We start from the raw sequence: 15,987 nt of genomic DNA on the forward strand, positions 1-15,987 counted from the left end.
GCGCGTGCGTCGGCGCGGCTGCCGGCTCCGGTACGGCTGCCGACCGCAGGGATCGAGAGTGGCCCGTGGGCGTCAAGCTCGCGGGCCACTCTCCTGCGCTCCGTGCTTCGGGGCCTGCCGTCCTACATCCGCAGCCAGGTGTCGGCGGTGCGCTTGACCATGGCCCCGGCCTCCTCGGCCGCGGCCATCCAGTCGACGGCTCGACCGTCGCTGTCGATGACGGCGTCGGAGAGGACGATGACGTCGAAGTTGCAGACGAGAGCGGCCATCGCCGAGGCCCACACTGAACCGGGGCCGTCGTCGGCGCCCGCGACGACGATCCGGTCGACGGCCAGATCGTGGAGGCCCGCGGCCAGGTCGTCGATGCCTTCGAAGATGTCCGGGGTCTCCGAGCGCAGGATGAGGTCCTCCTCGTCGGGACCGAAGATGCTCAGCTCCTCGTCGTCGCGCTCGGCGACCTCGTCGTTCGTCGAGGCGAAGATGAGCACTCCGCCCACCGCGCGCGTGCGGGCGACGATTCCGCCGAGGGTCTCGGCCGCCTCGTCGGAGGTGAAGCTGATGTCGTCGGTGTCGATGAGGAGCAGGGCATCCATGGTCCCTATCGTGCCATGTGACCGGCTCGGCGGGGAACCGCGCCCCCGCCGAGGCCGCGCCTCAGCGCGGAAGCGGATCTCCGCCGATCCACCCCCGGCCAACCGCCATCCCGTCGTCGAGGAGCAGGAAGTCAGCGGTTCGACCGACGTCGAGCAGCGCACCGGAATCCCGGTCCACGAGGCCGAGTGCCCGAAATGGCACGAGGCTCGCCGCCCGGACCGCCTCGAGCGGGGTCATCGCCTCCGCATCCACCGCACGCGCCACCGCCCGATCAAGGGTGAGCGTCGATCCCGCCAGCGCTCCCGGCCGTCCCTCGGGATCGAGGACGCGGGCGATCGACTCCTCGACGTGCACGGCACGCCCACCGAGGCGGAAGGGGCCATCGCCCATCCCCGTCGCCGGGAGGGCATCGGAGATGAGGGCGATGCGGCCGGGAGCCAGTGCCGCGATCATCCGCATCGCCGCGGGGTCGACGTGGACGCCGTCGGCGATGAGCTCGAGGGTCACGTGCCCGGCGTCGACGGCTGCGAGGATCGGCCCCGGCTCCCGGTGGTGGATGCCCGGCATCCCGTTGAAGGTGTGCGTGAGGATGCTCGCGCCCGCGTCGAAGGCCCGCGCCGCCTCGGCGCAGGTCGCACCCGTGTGCCCGACCGCGACCTTCACCCCGGCCGAGACGAATCGGCTGATCGCCTCGAGCGCCCCGGGCAGTTCGGGGGCGAGGGTGACCTGGACGAGGGCTCCGTCTGCGGCGGCGAGGATCCGGTCGACCGCCTCGGCGGTGGGTGCCGTCAGCGCCTCAGGACGGTGGGCGCCATGGAAGCCGGGGGCGAGGAAGGGGCCCTCGGCGTGCAGTCCGAGCACCATCGGGTCGCCGGCCGTCGTCCGCGCGGCCTCGACCAGGGACCGGCACAGGTTCTCGACGGTGTCCGCGACGAAGGACAGGACGATCCGACCGGTCCCGTGCGCGCGGTGGACCCCGAGCAGTCCGGGCAGCCCGTGCGCGCCGTCCTCGGCACCGAACCCGCCGGCACCGTGGCAGTGCATGTCGACGTAGGCCGGGGCCAGTCGTGCTCCCGCCGCGTCGACGACCTCGACCGTCGCCGAGGTGACCAGTCCCGTCCAGTCGGTTCCGCGGCCGCGGGCGGTGATGACGCCGTCGGCGACGGCGATCCAGCCGTCGGCGACGCCTCCGGTCGACTGCGAGGTCTGCGCACGGAGCACCGCGGGGGCGTGTTCGGGTCCGTCGAGGATGACGGCGCTGTGGACGATCACCTCGGCGCGAGGACCCACCGGTTCGTCAGTGACAGCGCTCATCGGAACGTCGGGGTCTCGAGTCCGTTCCCGTCGATCTCGATGGTCGGCAGCATCGCCTTGAAGTCCTCGGCGGCCTCGACGTCGGTCTCGAGCGCGCGCATCTCGACGCCGATGTCGACGAGACGGCCGTTGGTCTGGTAGCCGATGCGCGCCCCGTACATCACCGTGGACTTCTGATCGATCGCGAAGATCTCGGTGGGGCCGAGAACTCCCTGGTAGGTCCAGTAGGAGCCGGCATCGATCGTTCCCGAGTGCTCGGCCTGGACCATCGAGCCCTGCTCCGAGAACGAGTACTTCTTCTGCGAGTCGACCACGGCCTGCGGGGAGTCGTCGAAGGCCTGCGAGCAGTTGACGATGATGACGTCGCCCTGGGCGATCGAGTCGCCGCGGGACAGGACGTGGAAGGAATCGGTCGTCGAGGCCTGGGTCCAGTCGGAGCCGACGGCGAAGCTCACAGTCACGGGGCATTCGGCGCCGAGGTTGAAGGTGCTTCGGCTCATCCCCTCGGGGATCCCTCCGTCGGTGGGTTCGGGCGTCGGGTCCTCGCCGGCGGTCTCCTGCACGGCCACCCGGACGGGGCCCGAGTCCCGTTCCGCCGTGCGGATGTGCAGCGCCGAGCAGCCGCTGAGCACGAGGCCGAGGGCGGCCGCGGCTCCGACCGCGGTCAGGGTGCGGGACCGAGAGGTCATGACCCGTTGCCCGAACGCAGGTCGCGGCGGCTGGGGTAGGGCTGCGAGGGATCGTGCGGCGGTCGGGTCGGCTGAACCGGCGGATAGGCCGGTGCGGCCGGTCCGCTGCCGGTGGGGACGGGCCCGCTCTGCGGGCCGCGCTGCGGCATCCCGGCCGGCCCGCTGGGAACAGGGCCGCTGGGGACCGGCCCGCTGCCGACCGGTCCGCTGGGAACAGGACCGCTCTGCGCGGGCCCCGGCCCGACAGGTCCGTTGCCGACGGGATCGCGCCGGGGAGGTTTGAACTGCGAATGCTGACCGGAGTCCGGCGGGAACCCTCCGCTCACCGATTCCCCTGTCGAGCGGTTGATGAGGTTGCCGTCGACGCGCTCCAGTCGCCGCTTCGAGGTCCGCCGCGGAGTGCCGAGGATCCGTCCCTGGAGTTCGGCCTCGCTCGGCTGCCGGGGCGGCAGGAAGCCGGGAGCATGGCGCATGTCGGGGTTCTGCACGGGCTGGACCGGTCGGGAGCCGGCGGCGGCCCGGTTGACGCCGTCGGACATCTGCGGCACGGTCACCGGCATCGCATCGCCGAGGACCGGAAGCACCATACGCACCGAGGTGCCCACGCCCTCCTGGCTGAACAGCTGCACGGATCCGCCGTGGCGGGCGACGATCGCCCGGACGAGCGAGAGCCCCATGCCCGAGCCGGCCACCGCCCGCACCCGGGAGCCGCGGGAGAGCTCGTCCCACACCTGCTCCTGCTCGGCGAGCGGGATGCCGCTGCCGGTGTCGGCCACCTCGACGACGACCCACCGGTGATTGTCGATGATCTGCTCATTGGCGCGCAGCTCGACCACCTCGCCCTGAGAGGAGTACTTGAGGGCATTGCCGAGCAGATTGAGGATCGCCGTGAGCAGCAGGTCCTCCTCGCCGGCGACGTCGGGCAGGCGCCACGGGGCACGCGCGACGGTCGCGACGATCATCCGGTCCTCGGCGCCCGGCGCCGTCGAGGCGTCCTCGACGGCCTGGTGGATGAGGCGGTCGAGGTCGACGCGGGTGTACTCGATGACGCGGGTCTCGACGTCGGCGAGCTTCCGCAGGTCGGCGAGCAGCCGGGCCACCCGCCGTGAGGACACGTCGACCTGCTTCGCGGCAGGCTCCACCTCGGCGATGGTGCCGTCCTCCCGCACGATCTGACGGATCGTCGCCGCCGAGGTGCGCAGGGCCGTCAGGGGGTTCTTCAGTTCGTGGTCGAGGCGGATGAGCATGCGGTTGCGCTTGGCCATCGACTCCTCGGCGGCGGCGGTCTCGATGGACTCCCGCATCCGGGCCTCGCGCCGGCGCAGGTGCCGCCAGCCGAAGAACGCGCCGAGGCCCAGGCCGATGAGGACGAGGGCCAGCAGGACGAGGAACAGCCACACCTGGACCTCGATGACGAGGAACTGGGTCATGCTCGCCTCCGCCCGTCGTCGCCGCGGACCTCGCCGACGAATCGGTATCCGCGTCCCTGCACCGTCGCGATCCAGCGCGGTTCGGCCGCATCCTCTCCGAGCACGCGCCGCAGCTCGGCGACCCGGGAATCGACGGCACGGGTGCCCACGGCCTCCTCGAACCCCCACAGGACCTCGAGCAGCCGGCTGCGCTCGATGAGCTCATCGCGATGGACCATGAGGTACTCGAGCAGGGTGAAGCCCTTGGGGGTGATGACGAGCTCCCGCTGGCCCAGCCAGGCCCGCCGGCTCACCCGGTCGACGCGCAGGCCGAAGGTCGACACGAGCACCGGGGCGGTGGCCAGGGGCGGGCCGTCGTTGCGGGTGCGGCGGAGGACGGCGCGGATCCGGGCGACGAGCTCGTGCGGGTCGAAGGGCTTGTTGAGGTAGTCGTCGGCGCCCTCCTCGAGCGCCATCGCCCGCTCGACGGCCTCGCCCACCTGGGTCAGGAGCAGGACGGGAACCCAGTTCTCCTCCTGCCGCAGCCGGCGCAGGACCTGCCTGCCGTCCGCACCGGGCATGAGCACGTCGAGCACGCAGACGTCGGGACGGTGCCGGTGGATCTCGTCGAGGGCGAGGAGTCCGTCGCCGGCGGCCAGGACCCGGAAACCGGACCTCTCGAGGAACGGCACGACCGCGCCGAGGACATCGGGTTCGTCATCGGCGACCAGGACCAGTGGCCTGGAATCGTGCTCACGTTCAACCGTCATTCTCGTCCGTTCCGTGTTCGCGCCGGCGTTCTCTGGCGATCTCCCTCGCCTCCGCACGATCCACGGCCTCGGCCAGCTCATCCCGGTACAGCATAGAACGACGCAGGTGCTTGGTGCGATACCCTGCGCGCCCGACCATGTGCGTGGCCACCGGGATCGTGACGAGCTGGAACGAGATGATGATGGCCAGAGTCGTCACCGTCGCCCATGACGGGAACTGGATCGCGATGGCGATCGCGACGAGGATCAGGCCCAGGACCTGCGGTTTCGCGCTCGCATGCATGCGTGAGAGCAGATCGGCGAAGCGCAGGACACCCAGTCCCGCCGCCAGGCAGAGGATCCCGCCGAGGAGGACGAGCACTGCCGAGATGATGTCAAGAGCCATCGCGGCCTCCTTCACCCGTCAGCCGCTCGTCGTGGTCGTCGGCCCCCGCCGGCCGGGTCGAGGTCTGGTGGGCCTCGTCGTCGCCGACGGTCACCCCGGCGGGTCCGTCGCTGACATTCGCGATGCCGCGTGCGACATCGTCGGGCCACTGGGCGTCGGCATCGCCGGGGGCCTCGTCCTGGGCGCCGACGTGCCAGTCGGAGGCGGAGAAGTCGCCGAGGGAGCCCACCTCGGCGCCGGTGGTCATGGAATCGGACTTCGACACGTACCGGGACACGCTCACGGAGCCGACGAAGCCGAGCATCGCCAGGACGATGAGGACCGGCAGCAGGTCCGTCCTGCCCGTCATCGCCATGAACCCGCCGAGTCCGCACATCATCGAGGCGAGGACGACGTCGGTGGCGATCATGCGGTCGAGGATCGACGGGCCGCGGATGACGCGGTAGAGCGCCAGGACCACCGAGGCGGCGAGCAGCAGGGAGGTCGCGATGACGATGGTGTCGAGGAGGATGCCGTTCATCGTGCACCTCCGTCGGCCCGGGCCATCGGATCCGGATTCATCCGCAGCTCCGCGAGGTCGCGGTGGGAGCCGAGCGCCCGGATGAGCAGCCGTTCGATGACGTAGACCTCCCGCTTCGCGGAGAGGACCTTCTCCTCGGAGTCGGCGTCGAGGACGTGGAGGTAGAGCACACCGTGGGCGCGGTCGGCGTCGATGATGATCGAGCCGGGGATCAGGCTCGCGGTGTCGGCGATGAGCGTCATCAGCAGGTCCGAACTCGTCCTCAGGTCGCAGGCGATGACGGAGCCCGCGCCCACGGCGCGCGGTCGGAACGCCATCCGCGCCACCCCGACGGAGGCGAGGACGAGGGAGTGGAGGAACCACATCGCGAAGACGAAGGCATGGACGACGTTGAAGCGGCCGGAGAGGATGACCGGCGGCAGGTAGAACACCCGCACGATGATCATCGCGACGACGAGTCCGCTGACGACGCTGAGCACGGACACGGTGTCCCAGAGCATCACCCAGAGCACGACGAGGGAGAAGAGCAGGACGAGCTGCTGGACGAATCCCCTGGCGCGGTGGGGCTGGCGGGGCGCGCGGGCGCGGTGGGGGCTCATGCGGCGTCACCTCCGAGCACCTGGTTGACGTAGTTGAGCGGTTCGGAGAGGTTCTCCGCCGCCCGCAGGGACAGCTCCCACAGCGGCTCCGCGCCGACGGTGAGCGCGAGGGAGGCGAGGACCATCCCCGAGGTCGCCCAGAACATCGGTCCCGGCACCCCGATCGTCGGGGTCCACGTCCCGCCGGCCCGGAGGACCTGCTTGCGTTCGGCGAACTCCGCGACGAGCTCCTCCGTGGGCTCCTCGGCATCGGCGGGATCGCGCCAGAAGGCGAGGTTGAAGGTGCGGCCGATGACGTAGAGGGTGAGCAGGCTGGTCACCGTGCCGACGACGATGAGCGTGACGTTGAGCCAGTCCTCTCCCGCGAAGCCGGCCGCGAAGAGGGCGGCCTTCCCGATGAATCCCGAGAACGGGGGGATCCCGGAGAGGTTGAGCGCCGGGATGAAGAAGACGATCGTCAGCAGCGGTGAGAGCACCATCAGCCCGCCCAGGGACCGCGTCGAGGTGGACCCCCCGCGCATCTCGACCATGCCGATGGCGAGGAACAGCGCGGTCTGGACGATGATGTGATGGACCGTGTAGTAGATCGCCGCGGCCAGGCCGAACGTCGTCCCCAGGGCCACGCCGAAGAGCATGTAGCCGATGTGGGAGACGAGGGTGAACGACACGATCCGCTTGATCTCCGACTGCGCGATCGCACCGAGGATGCCCACGAGCATCGTCAGCGCCGCCGCGACGAGCAGCGGCACCCGCAGCGAGCTGTCGACGAAGAGCAGGGTCTCGGTGCGGATGATCGCGTAGATGCCGACCTTCGTCAGCAGTCCCGCGAACACCGCGGTGACCGGTGCCGGCGCCGTCGGATACGAGTCGGGGAGCCAGAAGGAGAGCGGGAACACCGCCGCCTTGATGCCGAACCCGAGCAGCAGCAGGACGTGGAGGATCATCTGCACGTCGGCCGGCAGCTGGCCCAGGCGCTCGGAGAGCTGCGCCATGTTCACCGTCCCGCACGCGGCGTAGATGACGCCGATCGCGGTGAGGAAGATGATCGACGAGACGAGCGAGACGACGACGTAGGTCACTCCCGCCCGGATGCGCTCGGCCGTCGCCCCCAGGGTGAGGAGCACATAGGAGGCGAGCAGCAGCATCTCGAAGCCGACGTAGAGGTTGAACAGGTCCCCGGCGAGGAACGCGTTGGCGACACCCGCGCAGAGCACGAGGTAGCTGGGGTTGAAGACGGAGATCGGGGTCTCGTTCGAGTCGTCCGAGGCGTCCTGGCTGAGCGCGTAGACGAGCACGCACAGCGTGACCATCGAGGACACGACGAGCATGAGCACCGAGAGCCGGTCCGCGACGAGGACGATGCCCGCCGGGGGCTGCCAGCCGCCGATCGCCACGACCTGCGCGCCCTCCCGGTCGACCCCGAACAGGAGGATGAACGCGATGATCATCACGGCGGACAGGACGACGATCGAGACGACGTTCTGCGCCCGGGAGTGGCGCGACAGCGCCAGCGCCAGTCCCGCGCCGAGCAGCGGCAGCAGGACCGGGAGCGGGACGAGGACGGAGAGGAGTTCGGTCATCGATCGTCCTCCCGCTCGGTCGTCGACGGCCCGGGCGCAGTGATCCGGTCGACCCGGCGGCCGTCCTGGTCGAGGTCGACGGCGCCGACGATCGGACTCTCCGCCTCGTCGCCGAACTCCGTGTCGTCGTACTCGGTGCTCGCCTCCGCCTCGGAGTCGATGATCCTCGTGATCGCGACCTGGAGGTCCGCGGCGTCGTCCTGGAGGGAGTCGGCCCTGACCAGGCGCCAGGAGCGGTAGATCATCGCGAGGAGGAACGCCGTCACCGCGAAGGTGATGACGATCGCGGTGAGGACGAGCGCCTGCGGCAGCGGATCGGACATGCCCACGGTCGACAGGTCGACGCCGTCGGTCAGCGGCGCGGAGCCGCGCCCGGCGGTGAGCACGATGAGCAGGTTGACGCCGTTGCCGAGGAGGATGAAGCCGAGCAGCACCCGGGTCAGGGAGCGTTCGAGCATGAGGTAGATGCCGCAGGCGAAGAGGACGCCCATCGCCAGGACGAGGATGAAGGGCAGGCTCACAGTCGCCCTCCTTCCGCGCCGTTGTCGACGTCGAGGTGGTTGACCCGGTCGAGGATCGTCGACACGGCTTCGTGTCCGGCCTGCGGCCCGAGGTTCTCCGAGAGGTTGAACGACTCATCGAGGCGGGAGGACAGGAGGGCCTCGTCACGTTCCTGGTGCAGGTCCACCTCGGCGCCCAGCGAGCGGAGGATGTCGAGCATCAGGCCGACGACGATGAGGTAGACGCCGATGTCGAAGAAGGTCGGGGTGCCGAAGTGAAGGTGGCCGAGCACGGGGACGTCTCCTTCGATGAAGACCGAGCGGAACACGGTGTCTCCCCAGATCCAGCCGCCGATCCCGGTGAGGACGGCGAGGATGAGTCCGGTTCCGAGCAGTCCCGAGGGAGTGAAGCGCGCCGCCTCGGCGAGTTCGAACTTCCCGCCCGCGAGGTAGCGGACGATGAGGGCCAGGCCGGCGACGAGGCCGCCGGCGAACCCGCCGCCGGGAGCGTTGTGTCCGGCGAAGAGGAGGTAGACGGAGAAGACGAGCACGGCGTGGAAGATGAGTCGCGCCGTGACCTCGAGGATGATCGAGCGGTTGCGCGGGGCCAGGGTGCGTCCGGCGATGAGCCAGGAGGCGCGCCTCTCCTGGACGTCCTCGGTCTCGGAGCCGGTGGGACCGGCGATGTCCTCGACGACGGGCTGGAACCGCATCCGTCCGCGCAGCTCCCGCGGGTCGTGGGCCGTGGCCAGTCGGCTCAGGTGGCCCTCCCGACCGCGCACGAAGATGAGTCCGGCGACTCCGGTGCCGGCGGCGACGAGCACGGAGATCTCGCCGAGGGTGTCCCAGACGCGGATGTCGACGAGGGTGACGTTGACGATGTTCTTCCCGTGCCCGATCTCGTAGGCGAGTCGACCGAAGTCGACGGAGGCGGGGTCGCCGACCCGGACACCGGCGGCGATGAGCACGACGAGCATCATCGTCACGCCCACGCTGCCGCCGATGATCGCCCGCCAGGCGGGGGTGAAGCGGCCGGTCGACTCGCCGATCCGGGCGGGCAGACGGCGCAGGACGAGCACGAACACGACGATCGTGATCGTCTCGACGAGCACCTGGGTGAGCGCGAGGTCGGGGGCGCCGGTGAACGCGAAGAACATGACCATCGCGTAGCCGGAGATCCCGACGACGACGACGGCGGTGAAGCGCTTCTTCGCCCGGGTGGCCGAGATCGCGACGACGATGAGGACGAGGGCGACGATGAAGTCGAGAGGGGAGGCGAAGAGCTGGAAGTCGATGGACCACGTGTCGTTGACGAGGACCGCCAGGCCGACCCCGCCGACGAGGACGAGGTAGATGACGCTCTGGTAGAACGGCAGCGAACCGCGCTGGGTGTGGGAGGTGACCCAGAGCGCCGAGGCCTCCATGCCGTTGATGAGCCGGCGGTAGAGGAGCTGGAACTCGAATCCCGAGGGCAGCGTCGACTGGACCTTGGCGAAGGCGTCGCGGACGACGAACAGCCCGAGGCCCGCCGCGACCGTCACCGCGGACAGGCCGAGCGCGGGCTCGAGGCCGTGCCACAGCGCCAGATGGTAGCCGCCGTCGGAGGGGTGGTCCGCCGGGAGCTGGGACGTCCAGGCGACGAAGAGGCGATCCGCCATGGAGGCCGCGGGGCCGAGGGCGATCGTGAGGACCGTGAGGATGAGCGGGGCGACGACGAGGGTGACGTTCTCCTCGCGGCGGGCGATGTCCTCGACGCCCTCCTTCGAGGAGAACGCGCCCCAGACGAACCGCGCCGAGTACGCGACGGTGAGGGTGGAGCCGATCATCACCCCGATGAGCGCGATGATCGACGCCTTGTCACCGCTGTGGAGGAGGGTCGAGTACACCGCCTCCTTCGCGACGAAGCCGAACAGCGGCGGCAGCCCGGCCATCGAGGCGGCCGCGATCGTCGCGCAGACGGCGACGACGGGGAATGCCCGCCAGCCGCCGGAGAGCTTCGTCAGGTCACGGGTGCCGGCGCGGTGGTCGATGATGCCCACGCAGAGGAACAGGCAGGACTTGAACAGGGCGTGGGCGATGAGCAGGGCGAGGGCGGCCAGGGTGATGTCGCGGCCGGCGAAGGACGACATCGTGATGAGGAAGCCGAGCTGGGAGACGGTGCCGAAGGCGAGCAGCAGCTTGAGGTCGGTCTGCTTGAGCGCCTGCCAGCCGCCGATGAACATCGTCAGCAGGCCGAGGGTGAGCAGCATCTCCGACCAGCCGGGCAGCGTGTGGTACCCCGGAGCCAGGCGCAGGACGAGGTAGATCCCGGCCTTGACCATCGCGGCCGCGTGGAGGTACGCGCTGACGGGCGTCGGCGCCGCCATCGCCCCGGGCAGCCAGAAGTGGAACGGCAGCAGCGCCGACTTCGACACCGCACCGACGAGGATGAGGACGACGGCGGTGACGATGACCGGTCCGGTGTCGACGCCGGCCGCACCGCGTTCGACGAGGACGGAGATCCGCCCGGTCCGGGTCACGCTCATGAGCAGGACCATGCCCACGAACATCGCGAGCCCGCCGGCGGTGGTGACGATGAGCGCCTGCAGTGCGGCCTGCCGGGAGCGGCGGCGGGACTGGCTGTGGCCGATGAGGAGGTACGAGAAGACCGTGGTGCCTTCCCAGAAGAGGTAGAGCATGAGGAGCTCGTCGGCGACGACGAGTCCGTACATCATCCCCGCGAATGCCATGAACACGGCCGCGAAGCGGGCGAGACCCGGTTCGTCGGCCGGGAAGTAGCGGGTGCAGTAGACGAAGACGAGGGCGCCGATCCCGGTCACGAGCAGGCTCATGATCCACGACAGGACGTCGAGGCGGAACACGCCTTCGAGTCCGAGCTCCGGCAGCCAGTCGAGGTTCTCCACCCAGGGGGCACCGCCGGGGCCGAGGATGGCCGGGGCCTTCGACACGCTGAGGGCCAGTCCCGCGGCGGGAACGAGGGCCAGGAGGAGGAAGGCGGAGCGCCCGATGAGCCTGACCAGCGGGAACGCCAGGACAGCAGCCACAAGGAAGACTGCTGTCATGGTTATCACCGGCGGACACCTCCGTCATGGATCCCAGATTCCGTTCTCCGAGGATTTTCTCATGGACGACGGCTCATGTCCCAATCGCGAGGGGCGTCTCAGGCGCGCAGCTGGCTGCTCGTGACGAGGAAGCCGTTCTCGTCGAGGCCCACGCCCCCGGTTCCGACGAGGAGCTCGGCGCCGATGCCGTCGACGAGCTCGGCGACCGACCGGCGCATCCGCCGGAAGCGGCGGCTGTGCCCGGTCCGGTAGCGCTCGTTCTCCGTGTCCATCCAGTGCACGTGGTACTCGATCTGCTGCGATGCCGTGTGGGCGCCGATGATCGGCGGGACCCAGTCGGCCTCGGTCACCCGCACCTCGATCGTGCCGGCCGACTCGTCGATCTCCCCGAGGGGGATGAGCAGCGAATAGCCGTCGACGATGAGCGGGGCGTTGGCATCGAAGAGCGGATCGTCGAGGCTCGCCTGCGCCAGCACCGCCTCGTCGGGGGTCGGTGCACTCGGCTGGAAGGCGTGCGGAGCGTGACGGCGCACGAGCGAGAGGGCGACCTCCGGCTCGAGCCAGTACGAGGAGTAGATGTAGAGGTCGACCTTCGCCTCGGGGTCGGGGACGAGGACCCGCACCGGCAGGTCGGGCTCGTCGGCCAGGCGCACGGCCGTGTGCAGACGGGAGGCGATGGCGAGGATGAGGCTGAGCGCCCGCTCCTCCTCCCTGTCGGGAAGACCGGCGGGAAACGCCTCGTGGAGTCCGTCGGCGTCCTCGAACCACTCCGGCGGGGGCGCGGGCTCGCGGTCGCGCGGGCAGTCGAGCGCGATGACCCGACTCGCCCAGTCCGGCAGCTCGAGGGCCGCCCTCGTCGCCGGGTCGAGGTCGACGCCTCCGCTGAGGCGCGAATGCCGGCTCAGCCGCAAGTGGCCGTTCTCGTCGGGCCGCGGAGGGACGTCCGGCAGCTTGTTGTGCACGAGCGCCAGCACGTCGGAGACCTCCACGCCCGCGTCGAGGACGAGGAGGTGGAAGTCGCGCAGATCCGCCGAGGCGGGGGTGTCGGGCGGCCTGGAGGCGGCGGCGGCCGCTCGCTCGGCCGCTTCACGCTGCAGGCGCAGTTCGCGCCGGGAGATCACATGTCCCTCCGATAGAAGTCGAGATGCGAACGAGAGGCGGTGGGGCCGCGCTGGCCCTGATAGCGATTCCCGGTCGACCGGGAGCCGTAGGGATTCAGCGCCGCCGAGGAGAGCCGGAAGAAGCACAGCTGCCCGATCTTCATCCCCGGCCACAGGGTGATCGGCAGCGTCGCCACGTTCGACAGCTCGAGGGTCACGTGCCCCGTGAACCCGGGGTCGATGAAGCCGGCGGTCGAGTGGGTGAGCAGGCCCAGCCGGCCCAGGGAGGACTTCCCTTCGAGACGGGCGGCGATGTCGTCGGGCAGGGTGACGAGCTCATGCGTGGAGGCGAGGACGAACTCCCCGGGATGGAGCACGAACGGCTCACTGGGATCCACCTCGACGAAGCGGGTGAGCTCCGACTGCTCGAGTGAGGGATCGATGACCGGGTACTTGTGGTTGTCGAAGAGCCTGAAGTAGCGGTCGAGGCAGACATCGACGCTCGCCGGCTGGATGAGCGAGGGGTCGTAGGGATCCAGGGCGATGCGGCCGGAGTCGAGCTCGGCGCGGATGTCGCGATCGGAAAGCAGAGTCACCCCACCGATGGTAGTCGTCCCGGGCCCTCCCGCGCACGGTCCCCGGCGGTCCGCCGGGAGCCCGGCAGGGCACGGACTCCCTCCGGAGGGCCTCGGGTCGAAGCGACGCCCGCAGCGCCCGAGTCACTCCGACAGCACCGATATCGCCTCCGTTCGAGCAGCGACACGCCGACGTTTGATAACGATTACGTAACGGACACGCGATCATTCACTGGATTTCCCCCGTGTGTCTCCAGACAGTCCCGAGTGAATGCTCTAGAGTTGTGAGCTGTACGAACCCGCGCACGATGGTGCCTTCCTCTTCTCAAGCCAGGGATGCCGGGAGTTCCATCGCCTTTCGTGGGTTGACATCAACCGAAAGGCATTACTGTGAAGACCTCGCGTCTTGTGCTTGCCCCCGCAGTAGCCGTTGCAATGACAGGCCTGGCGGCCGCTCCCGCGTTCGCCACGTCAGCTCCTTCGCTGCCGCAGAGTCCGCTCTGTGCCTACGATGACGCACAGTCGTCCAACGACTCTGCGGTTCCCGACAGTTCGGACCCGCAGGCGACTCTCGCCGCAGCCCAGGTCACCCGTGCAGAGATCGCGGACAAGACGAAGGGCATCGGGTTCTCCGGCACCGGATTCACCCCCGACGACAAGGCGACCGTGACGGTCGTCGGCACCGACGGGACCAAGTACTCACCCGACACGAAGCTGACCGTCGACGAGAAGGGCAAGGTCTCCGGGACCTACTTCTTCTCCACGACCGAGAACGCGCAGGTGCCGCTGGGCACGTACACGCTCTACCTCACCGACCTCAAGACGGAGAAGACCTCCTCGAAGGTCTCGTTCGAGGTCGTCGCCGACGAGTCCGACAAGGACGAGGACGCCAAGGCCCCCGAGTGCGAGCGGCCCGTGGGTCCCGCGCCGTCGACCACCCCGGCCCAGCCACCGAGCCCCGAGACGCCAGGCACCGAGACCCCCTCGGAGACCTCCGAGCCCTCGACGACGGCTCCGGCCCCGTCGTCGACCGCACCCGCCGCCCCCGCGGCACCGCCGTCGACGACGCCTGCCGCGCCCGAGTCTCCAGCGACGACCGCTCCGGCTCCGAAGCCCACCGAGACCACCCCGGAGCCGACCGAGACCTCCGAGGAGGACGCGGCCCAGAGCCAGGCGCCCACGGCCCCGGCCGACGAGCCGAGCGCGCCCGCCGACGCATCCGAACCCGCGGCCCCGACGGCTCCGGACACGGACGCTCCCGCGGCGAAGCCCTCGGAGACCGCCGAAGCCGCTCCGAGCCCGGGTACCGAGGAGAACGCCCCCAAGGCCGTGCAGGCTCAGGCGGCGCTGTCCATCGAGCCGACCGAGATCAGCTCCGAGGACTTCCTCAACAAGGGCATCAAGCTCGGCATCACCGGTGCGGAGCCCGGCGAGGAGATCACCATCGTCGTCGAGCACGCCCAGGGCAAGGTCGACCGGTACACGATGACGAAGACCGCCGATGCCGAGGGCAAGGCGACCTTCGGGGTCCAGGCGAAGGTCAAGGCCGTGCTGGGGACCTACAACGTCCGCGCCCAGGCCGCGAGCTTCGACAAGCCGCAGGGCGGCAGCTTCACCGTCGTCACCAACGGCACCTCGGTGTCCGAGGACACCGGCAACGACCTGCCGCGCACGGGCGCCGAGATGACCGGACTGGCTCTCGGCGTCGGGCTGCTCGTCGTCGGTGCCGCCGCCGTCGTCATCACTCGTCGCCGGACCCAGGTCTCCGACGACCCTGCGGAGTTCTGACGAGACCGATCGGTGAGCGATGAACTGTCCCTGTCGGGGCTGAGCCTCGGCAGACATCAGATCGATCTCGGTCGCCTTCGCGCCGGGTCCGTGCTCGGTCTCATGGGCAGCCCGGATGACACCGCCGAGGTGGTGTCATCCGTGGCCGCCCTGACCTCGGTCGCGCCCGAACCACACCTGCCGACCGGCATCCGTGCCGGTCGGCGGCGTGTGCGCAGATGGGTGAGGGAGTATCTCCGCCGTGTCGATGCCGGATCTGGGGAGGCGGCATTGGCGGCGGCGTATTCCGACTTCGGGGTGCGTCCCGGTGTCCTGCGGGCGCGCCTCGACGACCTCGAGCCAGCTGACGCGGCCCGGCTGCGCTTCGCCGTCGCCTGGGCCACCGGCGCCCGGTGGCTGGCGTTCGTCGATCCCTTCGCCGGGGTCCCCGGGCACGTCCGCACCGGGCTGCGCGCCCGACTCGCGGAGCGAGCCGCGGAATCCGGCCGCGGCGTCGTGTTCAGTTCGACGACGCTCACCGACTTCACGATCGCCGAGGCGGGCATCGCGAACATCGAGAAGGGCGAGCTCGTCGCGCTCGGCGGCCTCGAGCAGATCGTCACCGAACCGCGGGGAGCACTGCCCGCCGAGCTCAGCGGCGTCAACATCTACTCCGGACTGGCACGCAAGGGCTGGCTGTCGATCGGGCACTCGGCCGTCCGCGCCCGGACGGAGCTCGACGGCAAGGTGTTCGTCACCCTCGGGTGGCGCAGCGCCCGACTGTCGCTCGACGAGCACGACCCGGCGTTCACCTCGGCGACGGTGTTCGAGGCGATCGTCGTCGGCCTGCGCGACCGCGGGTCCTGCATCCAGGCCAAGCTCTCCCCCGTCGACACGGAGATGGGGCTGGCCCTCGACGTCGACCTCGCCGACCTCGCCGGGGTCCGCGACGGCCTCGGGGTCCCCGCCGGGGGCCCGGGCGGCTTCGGGATCCTCCACCCCGGCCTCGGCGAGTCGATCGCCGAGCTGCGGGCGAACGTCAGGGTGGGCACCCATGTCTTCGTCGAGGTCGACACCGCGGGACTGCACGCGTACTCGATCGAGCAGGGTCCATTACACTGAG

The 15,987-nt window shown here is 70.1% G+C and carries 15 protein-coding genes; 2 read left to right on the forward strand and 13 right to left on the reverse strand.

Annotated features, from left to right (window positions below; all coding sequences use genetic code 11):
• Window positions 1-122 precede the first annotated feature (122 nt).
• From DFO65_RS03245 to dcd, 13 genes are all read right to left on the reverse strand, one after another.
• Window positions 123-593 (reverse strand): cysteine hydrolase family protein, encoded by a 471-nt coding sequence (locus tag DFO65_RS03245; protein ID WP_113902995.1) that lies wholly within the window; start codon window positions 591-593, stop codon window positions 123-125.
• Window positions 594-654: 61 nt separating this feature from the next.
• Window positions 655-1,908, reverse strand: a complete 1,254-nt coding sequence (locus tag DFO65_RS03250; RefSeq protein ID WP_113902996.1) for an N-acetylglucosamine-6-phosphate deacetylase — start codon at window positions 1,906-1,908, stop codon at window positions 655-657.
• Complete coding sequence (locus DFO65_RS03255) at window positions 1,905-2,597, reverse strand: hypothetical protein (RefSeq protein ID WP_113902997.1); 693 nt, start codon at window positions 2,595-2,597, stop codon at window positions 1,905-1,907. Before DFO65_RS03255 ends, DFO65_RS03250 begins: the two co-directional genes overlap by 4 nt.
• Window positions 2,594-4,027 carry a sensor histidine kinase gene (locus DFO65_RS17360; protein ID WP_113902998.1) on the reverse strand — a complete coding sequence of 478 codons (1,434 nt, stop codon included), beginning with the start codon at window positions 4,025-4,027 and terminating at the stop codon, window positions 2,594-2,596. Before DFO65_RS17360 ends, DFO65_RS03255 begins: the two co-directional genes overlap by 4 nt.
• Complete coding sequence (locus tag DFO65_RS03265; RefSeq protein WP_113902999.1) at window positions 4,024-4,776, reverse strand: response regulator transcription factor; 753 nt, start codon at window positions 4,774-4,776, stop codon at window positions 4,024-4,026. Before DFO65_RS03265 ends, DFO65_RS17360 begins: the two co-directional genes overlap by 4 nt.
• Window positions 4,766-5,161, reverse strand: a complete 396-nt coding sequence (gene mnhG, locus DFO65_RS03270) for a monovalent cation/H(+) antiporter subunit G (RefSeq protein ID WP_113903000.1) — start codon at window positions 5,159-5,161, stop codon at window positions 4,766-4,768. Before mnhG ends, DFO65_RS03265 begins: the two co-directional genes overlap by 11 nt.
• Window positions 5,151-5,681 carry an MrpF/PhaF family protein gene (locus DFO65_RS03275; protein WP_113903001.1) on the reverse strand — a complete coding sequence of 177 codons (531 nt, stop codon included), beginning with the start codon at window positions 5,679-5,681 and terminating at the stop codon, window positions 5,151-5,153. Before DFO65_RS03275 ends, mnhG begins: the two co-directional genes overlap by 11 nt.
• Window positions 5,678-6,280, reverse strand: a complete 603-nt coding sequence (locus DFO65_RS03280; RefSeq protein ID WP_113903002.1) for a Na+/H+ antiporter subunit E — start codon at window positions 6,278-6,280, stop codon at window positions 5,678-5,680. Before DFO65_RS03280 ends, DFO65_RS03275 begins: the two co-directional genes overlap by 4 nt.
• Window positions 6,277-7,860: a Na+/H+ antiporter subunit D gene (locus tag DFO65_RS03285; RefSeq protein ID WP_113903003.1), complete on the reverse strand. Its 1,584-nt coding sequence runs from the start codon at window positions 7,858-7,860 to the stop codon at window positions 6,277-6,279. Before DFO65_RS03285 ends, DFO65_RS03280 begins: the two co-directional genes overlap by 4 nt.
• Window positions 7,857-8,381 carry a Na(+)/H(+) antiporter subunit C gene (locus DFO65_RS03290; protein ID WP_245940443.1) on the reverse strand — a complete coding sequence of 175 codons (525 nt, stop codon included), beginning with the start codon at window positions 8,379-8,381 and terminating at the stop codon, window positions 7,857-7,859. Before DFO65_RS03290 ends, DFO65_RS03285 begins: the two co-directional genes overlap by 4 nt.
• Window positions 8,378-11,422 carry a Na+/H+ antiporter subunit A gene (locus tag DFO65_RS03295; protein ID WP_113903004.1) on the reverse strand — a complete coding sequence of 1,015 codons (3,045 nt, stop codon included), beginning with the start codon at window positions 11,420-11,422 and terminating at the stop codon, window positions 8,378-8,380. The genes DFO65_RS03290 and DFO65_RS03295 overlap by 4 nt, the downstream gene beginning before the upstream one ends.
• Window positions 11,423-11,520: 98 nt before the next feature.
• Window positions 11,521-12,543, reverse strand: coding sequence for a hypothetical protein (locus DFO65_RS03300; RefSeq protein WP_113903005.1), 1,023 nt, complete (start codon window positions 12,541-12,543; stop codon window positions 11,521-11,523).
• Entirely contained in the window at window positions 12,540-13,118 is a 579-nt protein-coding gene (gene dcd, locus DFO65_RS03305; RefSeq protein ID WP_113903006.1) for a dCTP deaminase, read from the reverse strand. The genes DFO65_RS03300 and dcd overlap by 4 nt, the downstream gene beginning before the upstream one ends.
• A gap of 414 nt (window positions 13,119-13,532) precedes the next feature.
• Here dcd and DFO65_RS03310 point away from each other — a divergent pair, with 414 nt between their 5' ends.
• Window positions 13,533-14,885, forward strand: a complete 1,353-nt coding sequence (locus DFO65_RS03310; RefSeq protein ID WP_113903007.1) for an LPXTG cell wall anchor domain-containing protein — start codon at window positions 13,533-13,535, stop codon at window positions 14,883-14,885.
• A gap of 12 nt (window positions 14,886-14,897) precedes the next feature.
• Window positions 14,898-15,986 carry an ABC transporter gene (locus DFO65_RS03315; protein WP_113903008.1) on the forward strand — a complete coding sequence of 363 codons (1,089 nt, stop codon included), beginning with the start codon at window positions 14,898-14,900 and terminating at the stop codon, window positions 15,984-15,986.
• The last annotated feature ends 1 nt before the right edge of the window (window position 15,987 follow it).

It is taken from the genome of Brevibacterium sanguinis (assembly GCF_003315415.1).
In the GTDB taxonomy this organism is placed as follows: Bacteria; Actinomycetota; Actinomycetes; order Actinomycetales; family Brevibacteriaceae; genus Brevibacterium; species Brevibacterium celere_A.